This is a genomic window from Candidatus Thiopontia autotrophica, from assembly GCA_014384675.1.
Lineage (GTDB): Bacteria > Pseudomonadota > Gammaproteobacteria.
In genome coordinates, this window is record JACNFK010000021.1 from 1 (window position 1) to 16,146 (window position 16,146).

The 16,146-nt window shown below is 48.4% G+C and carries 16 protein-coding genes; 11 read left to right on the plus strand and 5 right to left on the minus strand.

Annotated elements, in window-relative coordinates; all coding sequences use genetic code 11:
* A partial coding sequence (locus H8D24_02810) for a phosphomethylpyrimidine synthase ThiC (GenBank protein ID MBC8519322.1) occupies window positions 1–500 on the plus strand: 500 nt, incomplete at its 5' end.
* Here the strand turns inward: H8D24_02810 and moaC are convergent.
* Window positions 497–976: a cyclic pyranopterin monophosphate synthase MoaC gene (gene moaC, locus H8D24_02815; protein ID MBC8519323.1), complete on the minus strand. Its 480-nt coding sequence runs from the start codon at window positions 974–976 to the stop codon at window positions 497–499. The genes H8D24_02810 and moaC overlap by 4 nt on opposite strands.
* Before the next feature lie 218 nt (window positions 977–1,194).
* On the opposite strand from moaC, the gene H8D24_02820 reads away from it, so the two are divergent.
* From H8D24_02820 to H8D24_02860, 9 genes are all read left to right on the plus strand, one after another.
* A complete protein-coding gene (locus H8D24_02820) occupies window positions 1,195–1,425 on the plus strand; it encodes a MoaD/ThiS family protein (protein MBC8519324.1) in 231 nt (76 codons plus the stop codon).
* 5 nt (window positions 1,426–1,430) lie between these two features.
* Window positions 1,431–1,871: a molybdenum cofactor biosynthesis protein MoaE gene (locus H8D24_02825; GenBank protein ID MBC8519325.1), complete on the plus strand. Its 441-nt coding sequence runs from the start codon at window positions 1,431–1,433 to the stop codon at window positions 1,869–1,871.
* 288 nt (window positions 1,872–2,159) lie between these two features.
* A complete protein-coding gene (locus tag H8D24_02830; GenBank protein MBC8519326.1) occupies window positions 2,160–2,555 on the plus strand; it encodes an SCP-2 sterol transfer family protein in 396 nt (131 codons plus the stop codon).
* A 107-nt stretch (window positions 2,556–2,662) separates the two neighbouring features.
* Window positions 2,663–3,823: an efflux RND transporter periplasmic adaptor subunit gene (locus H8D24_02835; protein MBC8519327.1), complete on the plus strand. Its 1,161-nt coding sequence runs from the start codon at window positions 2,663–2,665 to the stop codon at window positions 3,821–3,823.
* Between the two features lie 14 nt (window positions 3,824–3,837).
* Window positions 3,838–7,122 carry an efflux RND transporter permease subunit gene (locus H8D24_02840; protein ID MBC8519328.1) on the plus strand — a complete coding sequence of 1,095 codons (3,285 nt, stop codon included), beginning with the start codon at window positions 3,838–3,840 and terminating at the stop codon, window positions 7,120–7,122.
* 28 nt (window positions 7,123–7,150) lie between these two features.
* A complete protein-coding gene (locus tag H8D24_02845) occupies window positions 7,151–7,903 on the plus strand; it encodes a hypothetical protein (protein MBC8519329.1) in 753 nt (250 codons plus the stop codon).
* 64 nt (window positions 7,904–7,967) lie between these two features.
* Window positions 7,968–8,498, plus strand: a complete 531-nt coding sequence (locus H8D24_02850) for a hypothetical protein (GenBank protein ID MBC8519330.1) — start codon at window positions 7,968–7,970, stop codon at window positions 8,496–8,498.
* A gap of 68 nt (window positions 8,499–8,566) precedes the next feature.
* Window positions 8,567–9,502, plus strand: coding sequence for a hypothetical protein (locus tag H8D24_02855; GenBank protein MBC8519331.1), 936 nt, complete (start codon window positions 8,567–8,569; stop codon window positions 9,500–9,502).
* Window positions 9,503–9,594: 92 nt separating this feature from the next.
* Window positions 9,595–10,179 (plus strand): methyl-accepting chemotaxis protein, encoded by a 585-nt coding sequence (locus H8D24_02860; protein MBC8519332.1) that lies wholly within the window; start codon window positions 9,595–9,597, stop codon window positions 10,177–10,179.
* Window positions 10,180–10,246: 67 nt separating this feature from the next.
* Here the strand turns inward: H8D24_02860 and H8D24_02865 are convergent, their stop codons facing one another.
* The 4 genes from H8D24_02865 to H8D24_02880 form a co-directional block, all read right to left on the minus strand.
* Entirely contained in the window at window positions 10,247–10,798 is a 552-nt protein-coding gene (locus H8D24_02865; protein ID MBC8519333.1) for a metallophosphoesterase family protein, read from the minus strand.
* Window positions 10,798–11,346, minus strand: a complete 549-nt coding sequence (gene ppa, locus H8D24_02870; protein MBC8519334.1) for an inorganic diphosphatase — start codon at window positions 11,344–11,346, stop codon at window positions 10,798–10,800. The genes H8D24_02865 and ppa overlap by 1 nt, the downstream gene beginning before the upstream one ends.
* Window positions 11,347–11,532: 186 nt before the next feature.
* Window positions 11,533–13,554, minus strand: coding sequence for a sodium-translocating pyrophosphatase (locus H8D24_02875; GenBank protein ID MBC8519335.1), 2,022 nt, complete (start codon window positions 13,552–13,554; stop codon window positions 11,533–11,535).
* 63 nt (window positions 13,555–13,617) lie between these two features.
* Window positions 13,618–14,874 (minus strand): 6-phosphofructokinase, encoded by a 1,257-nt coding sequence (locus tag H8D24_02880; GenBank protein ID MBC8519336.1) that lies wholly within the window; start codon window positions 14,872–14,874, stop codon window positions 13,618–13,620.
* Window positions 14,875–15,278: 404 nt separating this feature from the next.
* On the opposite strand from H8D24_02880, the gene H8D24_02885 reads away from it, so the two are divergent.
* Window positions 15,279–16,146, plus strand: an 868-nt coding sequence (locus tag H8D24_02885; GenBank protein MBC8519337.1) for a nucleoside monophosphate kinase, incomplete at its 3' end; no start/stop codon positions are given.

The window sequence follows — 16,146 nt, forward strand, 5'->3', positions numbered from 1 at the left end:
CATTCTATACCCTGGGGCCGCTGGTAAGTGATATCGCCCCTGGATACGACCACATAACCTCCGCAATTGGTGCCGCAATGATCGGTTGGTACGGCACGGCAATGCTCTGCTACGTAACTCCAAAAGAGCATCTGGGGCTACCGGACAAGGAGGATGTTCGAGAGGGAATCGTCACCTACAAGATTGCAGCTCACGCGGCAGATCTGGCAAAAGGACATCCGGGTGCGCAGGTTCGGGATAATGCGATGAGCAAGGCGCGCTTTGAGTTCCGCTGGCATGACCAGTTCGCCCTGGCACTTGATCCGGAGCGGGCAGTTGAGTTCCATGATGCAACCCTGCCAAAGGAGTCAGCCAAGGTGGCCCACTTCTGTTCGATGTGTGGCCCCAAATTCTGTTCAATGAAGATCAGTCAGGAGGTACGCGATTTTGCTGCCCAGCAGCAAGGGATGGAGGAGAAGTCGAAGGAGTTTACCGAAGGCGGAAGTGAGATTTATAGCTAATCTTCACGCTTCCAATGCCCTGATTTTCCACCTTTTTTTTCCAGCAGTCTGACGCCGCCCATCTCCATGCCGCGATCTACAGCCTTGCACATATCATAGATTGTAAGTAGGGCAACCTGAGTGGCAGTGAGTGCCTCCATCTCGACCCCGGTCTGGCCACGGGTCTCGACTGTCGCCAGGCAGTGCACGGCATTCTCGTCAGGAAGGGGGGTTAGATCAATTTCCACATGGGTCAGGGCCAGTGGGTGACAGAGTGGAATCAGGTCGGCAGTCTTTTTCGCAGCCATAATCCCGGCAACACGGGCGATACCAAGTACATCACCTTTTTTGTGGTCTCCCTTGAGGATATGTTCCAGGGTTGATGGAAACATGGAAATTCTCCCCTCGGTTACGGCAACCCGCAGGGTGACATCCTTGGCCCCGACATCGACCATATGGGCCTCGCCGGAGGCATTAAAGTGGGTTAGCTCGCTCATCTCTGTTTTCCTTATTATGGGGTCAGGCTTGCTTTATTGTCGTTACTTGAGAATAACGACAATAAAGCAAGCCTGACCCCATTGTTTGAGGTGTTGGTAAAAGTTAGAGACTACAAGGTGAGTTGCCGTAAGGCAAGAGAGTGCCCCAGAAAGCACGATTCACCTTCTGAGCATCATGAGGTAACATCTATATCTTTATACTCTACAAGAGAAACAGAATGATACAGGTACGCTTTTTTGCGAGTCTACGGGAAGAGATGGGACGAGAGGGTGCTCAACTTGAGCCATCCGAGGTCTCAACTATTGGAGAGGTATGGGAGAAGATTGCTGATGGCAAGGAGCGCCCTGCCAATCTGCTGATGGCTCGAAACATGGAATATTCGGATGCTGACACCCCGGTAGCAGATGGGGATGAGGTTGCATTTTTCCCTCCGGTTACAGGGGGTTAATTGTAATGATTGAAATTCGTGAGAATCCATTCTCCCCCTGGGAGGAGATCCAGCGTTACGAAAAGGAGGTGCTGGATCCTGTTCACGCAGGGCAGTATGGCGCAGCAACTGTATTCTCCGGGACTATGCGTGAGTTCAATGAGGGTGATGGTGTCAGCGGGATGTTTCTGGAGCACTATCCGGGGATGACCGACAGCTATCTGGAGAAGATCTCGCAGGAGGCGGCAGAGCGTTGGGAGGTGCTCGATACGCTTATTATTCACCGTGTTGGTGCAATGATGCCTAATGATCCAATTGTGCTTGTTGCGGCCTGGTCGGCACATCGTGGAGTTGCCTTTGAGGCGGCCCGTTTCTTGATTGAGGAGCTCAAATCACGTGCCCCATTCTGGAAAAAAGAGCAGCTTGAAGAGGGTGAACGCTGGGTGGAGCATAATACTCCTGCATAGAGATAGCAGACACACATTCAATAGTTTTATTGAAATCTACATCTCCATGATTTGCAGATAAAACAGGCTGTTTTCACCTGATTATCCATAAGTTATCCACAGCTTCCTAACACTATATATAGTGTGTGTTAATTGGTCGATTACACTATATGTTGCGTTTTTTGCGTAATTTAAGCTGTTTTTGCTTCCTATTTTTACCCTTTTTCACTATAGTATGAGGCATGTTCCAGCCGGGACTTTTTTGCCTCTTAAATGAGGTATTTTCAAGGAAGATCAAAGGAGAAAAAAATGGCAGAGCTATTTTCTGAGGAGTGGATGAACACATTTATGGGTGAGTGGAACAATGAGTCAGGCTTGACCGATGCATTGAGTGAGATCAATTTCAACTCTACGATTGCTTACGGTGTCCAGGGGGAGGATCAGCCACGAGGTGTATTGAAGGTAGAGGATGGAAAGGTTGTTTCAGCAGGCAGTTACAATGGTGAAGATATGAACTGGGATCTCCGTTGTTCTGAAGATCACTGGGCCAAGTGGATGAAAAAAGCGCCAGGCATGATGGGTCTGGGAACAGCCTATACAACAGGCAAGCTGAAATTCGCTGTGGGTGATTACGGCGCCATGGTCAAAAACCCAAAAATGGCAGCTCCATTTATCAAGACATTTACTGTAATGGGTCGTGTCTAAAGGCTTTATGTCACAGTTTATTGCTCCTCCTCATCTTGCGGTGAGGGGGAGCAGTCAATTTTACAACGAGAAAGTTTAATATGATGTTATCGAAAAACCTCTTTTCTATGGTGGCGGCACTAGCGGTGGGTTTTTATGTTTTTGCGGCAGACGAGGAGTCGCAAGGGGGTACAAGCTCTGCAGAAGAGAGAGATGGATCACTTGATAATGTCATTACGATTGGCTCTGCCCGTACTGGAATCAGCGTTACTCTTGGAGGAACAATTGTCCCCTACAAAATGGTGACTCTCAATGCAGAGCTGCCTGGCAGTATTGAGTCAATTGCGGGAAAAGAGGGCGACCGATTTGAAGATGGGGAGGTGCTGGTAGAAATTGATGATGACACCTTGCTGGCGAAACGTCAGGAGATTGCGGCACAAATGAGAATTGCAGAGGCCTCTCTGCGAAATGCTGATGTGCAGTACAACAAGGCGATTATCTCTCCAAATTATCAGGGTGATGCCATGATGGGTGGGTTGCCAAGCATGATGAGGATGTTCACAGATCCCATGCGCTCATCCGGTTTTGGTGAGGGTGATCCTGATTTTGAGCGTTACTCAGACATCTTCTCACAGCAGACCCAGGTGGAGTCGGCACAGGCCGCAGTAATTCAGGCCGATGCACAGCTCAAGCAGCTAGATGCGCAGATTCGTAATGCAAAATCCATTGCACCATTCTCGGGAATAATCATGAGAAAAATGGTTGAGATCGGTGATACGGTGCAGCCGGGCCAGCCCCTGGTTCAGTTTGCCGATGTTGATCGTCTGCAACTGCTGGTTGAGGTTCCTGCCAGACTCGTCTCTGGTCTCGAAGAGGGTATGGTACTGCCCGCCAAACTTGATGTTGGTGGAGTGCGTCTGGATGTGCGGGTGGCACAAATCTACCCTAGTGCCGACATGATGCGACATAGTGTGAAGGTAAAATTTGATCTGCCAAAGGGTAGCCCTGCTGCACCTGGCATGTACTCTGAAATAATGATTCCTGACATGCAGGCGCCGGTATCAAGTTATCCGGTGATCCCGACCTCATCACTGTTGTGGAGAGGAACTCTGCCGGCAGTATTTGTGTTGGATGAGTCAGGAGAGCCTGAGTTGCGAGTAGTACGAGTGGGAGAGCTGGTGGACAACAAGCATGTGACTATCCTCTCTGGCCTGGTGGTAGGGGAGCAGTTAATTGTCTCTCCATCAGCAACCGGATGGGGTAGTGGCGAAGGTAATCGACGCTTCTAGCGGGAGAATTTGATATGAGTAAACAATCTCTCGGTCTTGCGGGAGGGATGGCAAAGGCGTTCATCCACTCTCCTCTATCCCCACTACTCCTTTTTGCAATGTTGGCTATGGGATTTCTTGGGTTGATGTTGACTCCTCGTCAGGAGGATCCCCAGATCTCAGTTCCAATGGTGGATCTATTTGTACAGGCACCAGGCATCCACGCAGAACAGCTCTCCGGTATTGCCATTGAACCGCTGGAACTGATCATGAGCGAGATCCCCGGGGTTAAACATGTCTACTCCGCAACCCAGCGTGGTATGGGTGTGGTCACAGTACAGTTCGTGGTTGGGGAGCAGGTTATCCCCTCATTGGTGAAGGTCTATAACAAACTTTCCGCAAATCAGGATCGCATTCCGCCCGGAGTTGGGCAGCCATTGGTTAAGGCTAAGGGTATTGATGATGTACCAATTGTTAACCTGACGTTATGGTCAGACGAGGTGGATGATAGCGCTATACGTTCACTCTCAACGGATGTGCTACATATCCTGGAGACTATTCCCGATACAGGCGAGGCATTTATTGTTGGGGGGCGCCGCACCCAGGTAAGAATTGAGGTGATGCCGGAGCGTCTGTCAGGATATGGAATTAGTCTGGATCAGATTGCAAATACTATCCGTACCGCCAATGGAGAGCAGGCTGCAGGTAACTCTGAGGCGGGAAATCTTAACTTCAAGGTATATACCGGCTCATTCCTCCATACTGCCAAACAGATCTCCAATCTGATCATTGGTGTCCACAATGACATGCCGGTTTATGTGCGAGATATTGCCAGTGTCTATCAGGGGCCGGAAGAGGCCAAGGGGATGGTTGAGTTTTATACCGGGGATGGTTATCAGGGGGGCTATGATGCCAGAGGGCTCCCGGCGGTAACTATTGCGGTGGCCAAAAAAGAGGGTAGTAATGCAGTTCCCGTTGCCAACGCAATCCTGGCCAAGGTTGAGGAGCTTAAGGGGGTCCTGATTCCATCAAATATTCATGTGGATGTAACCCGTAACTATGGAGCAACAGCCAAAGACAAGGTTGATGAACTACTATTCAAGCTGGTGGTTGCAACGTTGGCGGTAACAGTATTGATCTATCTAAGCCTGGGGTGGCGCCCCGCTGTGGTGGTAACAATCGTAATTCCGGTGGTTATTCTGCTGACTGTATTTTCGGCCTATATGCTGGATTACAGCATTAACAGGGTAAGTCTATTTGCACTGATCTTCTCTATTGGTATTTTGGTAGATGATGCCATTGTTGTGGTCGAGAATATCTATCGCCGCTGGTTAATGAAGAATGAGATGGATGAGGAGACTGCAATTGATGCGACTCGTGAGGTGGGTAATCCAACCATTCTGGCAACCCTGACGGTAATTGCAGCACTACTGCCAATGGGCGCAGTAACCGGGATGATGGGCCCCTACATGGCTCCAATTCCTGTGTTGGGCTCTGCAGCAATGGCATTCTCACTATTTGCGGCATTTATATTTACTCCATGGCTCACCATGAAGTTCCGTCCATCTATGAAGGCACTAAAGGCGGCCGAGGAGAAGGAGCACAAGTCACAGGAGAGGATAGGGAATTTTTATGATGGACTTATCCGTCCAATGGTCGAGAATCGTGTGCTTGGATGGTTTGTCCTGTTTGCAATTATTGCCAGCTTCTTCATCTCTGTCTCCCTCTTCTATACCCATGGGGTAAAGACCAAGATGTTGCCCTACGACAACAAGTCAGAGTTTGATGTGATGATTCGTATGCCAACCGGCACTGCGCTACCGGTAACTGCCAACATGGCACGAAAGATGGCTACAGTAATTGAGAAGGCGGTTCCAGAGTCTACTGCACTGCAGACATACTCTGGGGTTGCAGCTCCGTTTAATTTTAATGGTCTGGTTCGTCACTACTATCTGCAAGAGTACCCCTGGATGGCAACCATCTCGATCCAGCTGGTCCATAAAAATGAGCGTGAACGCAGTAGCCATGAGATTGCCATGGCGGTCCGAGATCTACTGAAGCCGATTGCAGAAAAGGCTAATGCACGGATCACGATTGCAGAGGTCCCACCAGGACCACCAGTTCTGCAATCTGTAGTGGCTGAAATATATGGCCCTGATGCCCATACACGACGCGTCATGGCAGCTGAACTGACAGATATCTTTAACAGCTCTCCTATAATGGAGGATGTTGATAACTATATGAATGATCCTCATCAAGTGCTCCATTTTGTGGTGGATACCGAGAAGGCAAATCGTCGCGGGATCTCTGTCGAGACCATTAACCGCAACCTCTCCATGGCAATGGGGTCGATACCTCTGGGGGATGTGAAGCAGGGCAAGACTCGAGAGCCAACAATAATTACCATGGAGGTTCCGCTGGCTGTGCGTTCACAGATTGTCAGCCTCTCTGATCTTCCTATTCCTACAATGGGAGGGCAAAGCACAGTCTCATTGGGTGAGCTTGGGCACTTCGAGACCTTTATGGAAGATCCCGTGATATACCATAAAGATCTGCGAGCCGTGGAGTATGTGGTGGGTGATGCAGTTAATGATCTGCCGGCACCTCTCTACGCGATGTTTGATCTGGAGCGGATTATGGAGGAGAGGGATTTCCGTACGCCTCAGGGGGAGAAGATTGAGGGCGGCTGGATCTCGGCCCCAGAAGAGACATTCAAGTCAGGGTTCAAGTGGGATGGTGAGTGGCATGTCACCTATGTAACTTTCCGTGATATGGGAATAGCCTTCGGTCTGGCGCTGGTGATGATTTACATACTGGTCGTCTGGCAGTTTGGAAACTTTGTCATCCCACTGGTCATCATGGCACCAATTCCGCTGACAATGGTTGGAATTGTCCCGGGGCACTGGATTATGGGGGCTGAATTTACCGCAACCTCAATGATTGGGTTTATTGCGTTAGCTGGAATTATTGTACGCAACTCAATTCTGCTGGTCGATTTTGCCCAGCTTGAATTGATGTCAGGTAAAGATCCTGTCTCTGCGGTTATCTGTTCCGGAAAAGCGAGAATGCGCCCAATCATTATTACTGCATTGGCGTTGGTTGGTGGCTCCAGCGTAATTCTTACCGACCCAATTTTTCAGGGCATGGCGGTGGCACTGCTATTTGGTGTAGTGGTCTCCACACTGTTGACCCTGATCATTATTCCTATGGGGTGCCTGAGCGCAGGAGATGCTCTGTATCCGGATGGTACTCCACCCCCATCAGTTCTTGAGAATGCTAGTCGGGGTGAGGATGATAAAGAAGTGGCTGTAGCAACATGATTTTTTCTAAACTAAAGGAGAGGGCACTATGAGTCAGAAAAGGTTTGGGGTGGTTCTTGGTCTTATGGCAGCAAGCGGCACTGCGGTTGCAGATGTTTCATGGGTTGCACCGGCTCCGATGGGGCCATATGGAGGACACTTTGATTTTGGTGTCCCTACAGAGGTGGTGGAAGATGGTATGTCAGATACTCCTCAGGCAGAATTTGCGATGTATCGTCAGGATGAAGAGCTTCCAGTAATTAATGCCTCATACTCTCCACAGAGTGGTGAAGAGGTGAGTGCTGGCAGGTTCAGAGATGAGGAGTTGAGTGAGATTGATCCGGAATGGAGCTTGGGAAATGGATCTCAAGAGACGTTACAGTCAGTTGGAATCAATGGAATGGAGCAGCAGCGTGCAGATGTCTGGGCGCTTGGCGAGATTCAGCAGGGAAAGCTCCATCAGCTACTAAATGAGGAGCCTGTAGAGCAGCAGATGCAGCCGTGTGTAGCTAATCAAACGGCAGACCATAGTTCACTTTCTGCTGCAAATACGCCATTTCAGGAGGTGATGCTGGATGAGTTTGAGTCAAGTGACCTTGATATGGAGGCGATGGCTCGTGAGGCAGACAATCTGTCAAGAGAGGAGGAGTATCGTGACCACAGATGGAGTCAGCAACCTCCGGTTTATTACCCATCATTTATGCCAGAGTATGCGCTTGGTGTAAGAAGGGCTAACGCAATGGATCCGCTGGCCTTGATCCCGCAGATGAGAAGTCCGGTCCAATATTTTGGGTTCCAGTAAGATATCACTGTTTGCAAAAACACTCCTCATTGTACTCAGCGGTATAGCGACAGCCGCTGAAGCATTGACGGAGTTTTCTGCAGATGTCACCTATTTTGATGACCATAAGTTACTGCAATCCAGCGGGCGTATCTTTGTTGCCAATGATTCAATCAGAGAAGAGAGAAAGAGTTCAGATAGTGAAGTGATCCGTATTACCGATATGTTTCGCGGGATTGCCTATGTGTTGGAGCCAGGCTCAAAGGAGTATTATCAACAGGAAGCACTTGCTGTGCCACGTGATCCAGCCCGTTTTTGTGCGGAGATGATGCTTCTTGAATGTGGCTACAGGGGAGAGAAAGAGATAGATGGTAGGGTAACCGAGCATTGGAGTGCGGAGCTTGGGTTTGGTGATCTCAGTATTGGAGTCTCCGCCTGGTATGACCCAACTATTCAGTACCCAGTTCGAATTGAGCTAAATGATGGGGCTGCTCTACAGCTGAGCAATATTCAGATTGCCCGCCCACCCTCATCACTCTTCTCCATACCATACAACTACCGCATGGTTGAGCAGACAGATAGTGACCAGTCAGCCGGTTTTCCAGAGTGGCCATGAGACTGTTATACTTTGCCACCAAATTTTGTTATCGCCTATTTAGTCACCCATAGAGACAGGAAGTTGATATGAAAATCTTGATCAGAATGCTCGCATCTATCCTTCCAGGAGTAATTGTTGGATTGGGTGTGATTGGTTATCTGGAGAGGGATAGCATTCAGGAGGAGTGGTCCTCAATTTTTGGTCACCACGATACGGAAGAGATTCACCAGGATGAGCATGAGAAAGAAGAGCCTTCTCTGGCAATAACGGTTGAGCCCGAAGATGAGGATAATAAACCTCTGCCGGTCTCTGAACTTAAGTCTCGTATTTTTAAGGAAGATACACAAAACAGTGCCTCCATAGATGAGTCAAAGATAGCAGAACCTCCCGTTGCAGCAACGGAGCCAGAACCAGAAAAGATTGCGGTGGAAGAGGGCAGTGCTATCGGGCAACCATCTGAGCCTCCAGCCCTGGATGAGGTGTTGGGTCTGGAGAAAAAACAACCCACCATATCTCTATCAGAGATGATGGATGATATGCCAATAACGGCGGAACAGGTTATTGCCATGAAAGAGCCCATGGAGAAGCTTGCAGAGCAGTTTAGCCCGTTATCCAGCAAGTCAATTGGCAGCGATCCGTACGGTATCACCGCAGAGAAGAAACGCTCTGATGTCTGGCATATAGAGAGCCTGGAGGAGGAGTCAGAGCTGCAGTGGCTCTGGAATCGTGGACGACAGGCGTTCTGGGAGGGTGATTACGAGCTTGCTGTAGAGAGTTATCGCTCTCTTCTGCAGGAGGAGCCGATGAATCCAGATGGCTGGGGAGAATTGGGAAATATCTACTATGCCAAGAAGGATTGGACCAGGGCAGTCAGAGCATTTGGCAGGGCAGCTGTTGCTCTTACCCTGGCTGACAGGGCTGATGAGGCAGAGAAGATCCTGACGGTTATCCGCGGGATCGACCCTGCAATGGCCGATCAGCTATCAGCCAGCCTTGCCCGGCAAATGTTAAAAAAACAGTAAGTTAGAACTTTCTAATTTTAGACTACAGCTATTTTTTCTTTTTCAAAAAACGTGCTAAAGTGCGCGAACTATTAACGGGACAGGATTTATTTATGTCAGAAGATACAAAGATGAGTGATGAGAAACTGGGTGAATCAATGGGTATTGAACCAGGAACAGTCTCTCTGGATGGACAACCACTCGAACGTTTTGCCAGCTGTTTCGAGAAGAGTGCCAGACGCTGGGAGATGGTGGTATATCCGGCTCTGTTCGCATTCTGCGTACTCTCAATCTATGGTTTCTACATGATCTACCATCTTACTCAGGATATGTCCCACATAGCCCGTAACATTCAGGTTATGTCTACCAGTATTGACCCATATATGGGGCAGCATATGGCAAAAATGGTTGATGGTGTAGAGAGCATGTCAGGTAATGTTGAGGTGATGTCGCGTAACATTAATGCAATTGATGGAAATATCGAGGCAGTCACTGTCAGTATGAACAATATTAATACAAATATGCAGCAGATTACCGGCCACATGCAGACCCTGGAGCCAATGTTGGCCAGCATGAACAATCTAGACCAATCAACTCAGAATATGGCCAACAGCACTTTCCATATGACCCGGGAGATGGGGTCAATGAATCGTGGTCTCTCACCGCGAGGGATGTTCTCACGCTTTAGCCCATTTTAGTGAATAGTTTGTGAAGAGGGGGGACCTCTGGAAAGGGTGCTCATGGAGACATGAGTGCCCTTTTTTCTTAGGGCCTTCTGTATGGCGGTAGATCTGGCTCAGGAATATCCACAATCTTGAACTTCATTGTCTCAAGATCACCAAATATATATGTTGGCTGAACACGATCCATTCCAGATGAGCTGCCGGGGTTAACCAGTAGAGTGGTTTTATTATTGTTGCTGGAATTATGTTCTATTGATTCAATCTTGCAGCGGTGATTGTGCCCACAGCAGATCAGATCCCACTTTCCAGTAAGTGCCAGAGCCTCGGCATAATCTGGAAAATGGACCATAAAAATCATTCTTCCATTAATCTCCAGAGATGCGTCTCTACCGTGGTAATTAATTAGACTGTCTGGATTTTGAGACAGTTTCCCCATAACCGCTATATCGCCCTTATTATTGCCATGGATTACATGGATAGGAAGACCAAACTGATTTGCCTTTTTTAGGGTATAAGGGGCTACAACATCACCACAATGCAGCACTAGCTCTGCTCCACGCTCTTTGGCATCAGCCAGGGCTGAGTGAAATAGATCTATCTGATCATGGCTATCAGAGATGATGCAGATTTTCACTAGAAATTAGGCTTCTCAGGTGCGTTCTGGAATCTCTCAATACTATCCAGGATCTCTTTATGGGCAGACTCGGCACCCTCCCAGCCATCAATCTTGACCCACTTGCCCTCTTCCAGATCTTTATAGTGTTCAAAGAAGTGGGAGATCTTCTCCAGTAGCACTGGAGAGACATCCTCAGGGCTTTTGGCATTCTTGTAGATTGAGCATAGCTTGGATACCGGAACAGCCAGAACCTTGGCATCAGCCCCTGCCTCATCAGTCATCTGTAGAACTCCTACAGGGCGACAGCGGATTACGGAGCCGCTAATTATGGGGTATGGGGTCACCACCAGAACATCGACTGGATCTCCGTCATCTGAGAGGGTGTGAGGGACATAACCATAGTTACATGGATAGTGCATGGCTGTGTTCATAAAGCGATCAACAAACATTGCACCGGTCTCCTTATCAACCTCATATTTGACCGGATCCGCATTGGCCGGTATCTCAATAATGACATTGATCTCTTCAGGAATGTTTTTTCCGGTAGATACTCGATCCAGATTCATAAAATGATACTCCTATATTGCTGTTAACTATTGTTTGCTAGTTATGGTTGTTTCCCACAGGACCCCATTATTTTTTGGAAAATTGCAATATAACAATTATCAGCCATAAAAAAGGGCCGGTTTCCCGGCCCTTATTGTACCCCTTTCGGGAATCTTCAAATAGTGAAGATTATTGTAACTGTAACGTTACAGTAGAGGCACCATCATCAGGGCAACAATATTGATGATCTTGATCAGTGGGTTGATCGCAGGACCAGCTGTGTCCTTGTAGGGGTCACCTACAGTGTCACCAGTTACCGCTGCCTTGTGGGCATCAGATCCCTTGCCACCAAAGTTTCCATCCTCGATGTACTTTTTAGCGTTATCCCAGGCACCACCACCGGTGGTCATGGAGATCGCGATAAAGATGCCGGTTACGATGGTGCCGATCAGCATGCCGCCCAGCGCCTCCTTACCCAGTAGCAGACCTACAACAATAGGGGCCGCGATAGGAAGAATGGATGGAACAATCATCTCCTTGATTGCGGAGCGGGTCAGCATGTCCACTGCCTTGCCATAATCAGGCTTGGCGCGGTGGTCCATGATTCCAGGGATCTCCCGGAACTGACGGCGCACCTCATTTACGATACCACCAGCTGCACGACCCACGGCCTCCATAGCCATTGCACCAAACAGGTAAGGGATCATTCCACCAAGGAATAGACCAATAATTACCATATGGTTGGAGAGGTCAAAGTTTACATTGCCACCCAGAGCATGAGTGTAGTCAGCAAATAGAACCAGTGTAGCCAGGCCGGCAGAACCGATTGCATAACCCTTGGTTACAGCCTTTGTAGTGTTACCAACAGCATCCAGAGGATCAGTAATATTACGAATCTCCTCAGGAAGCTCTGCCATCTCGGCAATACCACCAGCGTTATCGGTAATCGGGCCATAGGCGTCCAGCGCAACAATGATACCGGTCATGGAGAGCATGGAGGTTGCAGCGATGGCAATTCCATATAGCCCTGCCAGCTCATATGAGCCCCAGATAGATGCACAAACAGCAACAACAGGAGCAGCAGTTGATTTCATTGATACACCAAGTCCGGCAATAACATTTGTACCATCACCAGTGGTCGATGCCTCAGCAATATCACGTACCGGCGCATACTCGGTTGCGGTGTAGTATTCGGTAATCACAACCATCGCGGCGGTAAGTGCCAGACCAATCAGTGCCGCATAGTAGATGCTGCGTGAGGCAACCTCTACTCCATCAATGATCAATGCGTCACCAAACATCATGGTTGTTACCGGGTAGAAGACCACCGCAGCAATTGCACCAGCAACTGCAAGTCCCTTGTACAGGGCATTCATGATCTTGCCACCATCGGCCACCTTCACAAAGTAGGTGCCTACAATAGAGGCAATGATGGAGATACCACCAAGTACCAGAGGATAGAGGATGGCGGAATCACTTCCCTCAACCATCAACATTCCTAGCAACATGGTTGCAACAGTGGTTACTGCATAGGTCTCGAAGAGATCAGCAGCCATACCGGCACAGTCACCAACATTATCACCAACATTATCGGCAATAACAGCTGGGTTACGGGGGTCATCCTCAGGGATTCCAGCCTCAACCTTACCCACGATATCAGCGCCAACATCAGCACCCTTGGTGAAGATACCACCACCCAGACGGGCAAATATGGAGATTAGTGATCCGCCAAATGCCAGGCCAACCAGTGCGTGAAGGATATCTTCAGTCGCCATGCCTGTAGCAGCAAGAACAGCATAGTAGCCAGCAACACCCAGGATGCCTAGACCAACAACCAGCATACCGGTGATTGCACCACCGCGAAAGGCAACCTGGAAAGCGGCATTGATTCCATTATTGGCAGCCTCGGCAGTTCGCGAGTTGGAGCGAACAGAGATGTTCATTCCAATAAAGCCGGCAGCACCAGAGAATGTTGCACCGACAGCAAAACCGATGGCAGTGGCCCAGTCAAGAGAGAAACCAATTACCGCAAACAGTGCAACACCAACGTAACTGATGGCAGCGTACTGGCGAGTCAGATATGCTTGAGCACCCTGCTGTATGGCGGCTGCAATCTCTTGCATCCGCTCATTCCCGGTTGATTTGGCAGTAATCCATTGAATGGACGTAACGCCATAGGCAATCGCAGCAAAACCTGCGATTAGTGAAAACAAAAGTTCGGTGGACATTACAATCTCCTAAAGGTTGAAAAAAATAGTGACAGGATCGTCCGATGATTCCTGCCGGTTAAGTTAAATCTCAAAATTGTCCAGCTTTTTATCGACAGAAACATTGTCCAAGGTCACATATTTTGGCATGCCGTTATCGTCATATTCTGGGTAAGCCTCGCCCTGCATTAGTGGGTAGAGGTACTCCTTGCAGCCATCGGTAATACCGAAGCCATCCTCGGAGATGAACTCCATTGGCATCATCTTCTCTACATTTGCTACCTCGGATAGAGGAGCCTTGCCAATCTCCCATGTATATGGATTGTTTGAGGTGCGTACCACAGTAGGCATGATGGAGTTGTCACCATCAAGGGCAAAGTTTACCCCGGCTTCACCAAGAGCATAGGCCTGTTCCACATCAGATGCGGATGCGAGGTGGCGTGCAGCACGCTGCAGGTAATCGGCAACAGCCCAGTGGAATTTGTATCCCAATGCATCCTTGATGATATTTGCAACTACAGGTGCGGCTCCACCTAACTGGGCATGGCCAAAGGAGTCACGTGTTCCCTGCTCTGCCAGGAACTTGCCGTCTGGCCAGTGGGCACCCTCAGATACGACGATGGTGCAGTAGCCATGCTCCTTGACCTTGGCATCAACTGCAGCCAGGAACTTCTCCTGATTAAATTCAACCTCGGGGAAGAGGGTGACTACTGGTATGCCGTAATCCTCAACCAGTGCACCGGCTGCAGCAATCCAGCCAGCATGACGTCCCATAACTTCGATCACAAAGATCTTGGTAGAGGTTGCAGCCATTGAACGCACATCATATGAGGCCTCCAGAGTGGAGACAGCAATATATTTCGCAACTGAACCAAAGCCTGGGCAGTTGTCAGTAATTGGCAGATCATTATCTACGGTTTTGGGCACATGAATTGCCTGTACCGGAAACCCCATCTTCTCGGAGAGCTGAGAGACCTTGTAACAGGTATCTGCAGAGTCGCCACCACCATTGTAGAAGAAGTAACCGATATTATGTGCCTTGAATACCTCGATCAGGCGCTCATATTCACGCTTGTTCTCCTCGAGGCTCTTAAGTTTGAAGCGACAGGATCCAAAACCGCCAGATGGGGTCGTTTTTAGTGCAGCAATATTCTCATCAGACTCTTTGGATGTATCGATCAGCTCTTCAGTTAGGGCTCCAATAATACCGTTACGTCCAGCGTAGACCGTACCGATTTTGTCTGAGTGTTTGCGGGCAGTTTCGATTACACCGCAGGCAGATGCGTTGATTACTGCGGTAACACCACCGGACTGTGCATAGAAAGCATTCTTTACTGACATTCAGTTAACTCCTTGTTGACAATTGTTAAATAGTTGATTTTTAAGTAATATATTTAGGTTTTATTAGCTGGCTGTCGCCCCAAGTGCTCTGTCATGGCTCTCTTTACAGTGCTGATTTCAGTTGCAGAGAGATCATGGATTTCAATTTTTCTTGCAATTTCGTTCGCAAAAAGTGGTTATCAACACAATAAATTCATTGACATTTTTCAGTTAACTGAATATATATGGGGTACAAACCAATATCTGGTTGAACTTATACAGAAAATTGGCCCCAGTCACAAATAAACAAGACCAATTGAATTATAAAAAATCAAGATCTCCTCAGTAATCCAAGGGCTTTTTCTCTGGGAATTTTCCCTGATTTGAGGGGTGATAGATAGTGTTATGAAGGAAAATATGAAGTAATGATTAGGATGGCATTGCTTGGTCCCGAAGGATCAGGGAAAGATGAATATGCGAATAAACTGGCTGATAAATATGGTGTTCCAGTAGTTGCTGTTAGCGAACTTCTAAGGAGTGAGGTTGAGAGTGGTTCTCAGCTGGGGCTTGATATTCAGAAAGGACAGAAGGGAAAGAAGCCTGTTCATGATGATCTTGTTCTTCAGGTTATGTATCAACGTCTCTCAGAAAAGGATGTAGAGGATGGCTTTATTCTTGAAGGCGGACCAAAAACATCTGCCCAGGCAGAGGGTGTTGATGCATTTCTGTTGCGTCAGGGGCGAGGTTTTGCAGGTGTTGTACTAATCAGGTATGACTATGATGAATTTATGGAGTCGATGACCGGCCGATTAACCTGTAGAGAGTGTGGATCAATATTTAATATTTATACAAGCCCACCAGTTGTGGAAAAGATGTGTGATGAATGCGGTGGTCGACTACATAGACGTGTAGACGATCGTGAAGAGACCATCAGTCGCCGGCTTCGAGAGTATGAGTCAGTTGAAGAGCCGCTTACAAAGTTTTATCAGGATCGCCTTGAGATAGTTGAAGGTGGTTTTGATGATAAGAGTGTATTTAAGTCTATTAGTCGTGCAGCCGAGAAGCTAAAGAAGGCGGCTCCAGAGATTCAGGTAAGTTCAACCCAAGAAGAGGAAACGGTAATGGCAGACGAAGAGAAGAAGAAAAAAGCGGCGGCAAAGAAGAAGGTGGCAGCCAAGAAGAAAAAGGCAGCCTCTAAAAAGAAGGTGGCAGCCAAGAAGAAAAAGGCGGCTCCCAAGAAGAAGGTAGCGGCCAAGAAGAAAAAGGCAGCCCCTAAAAAGAAGGTAGCGGCCA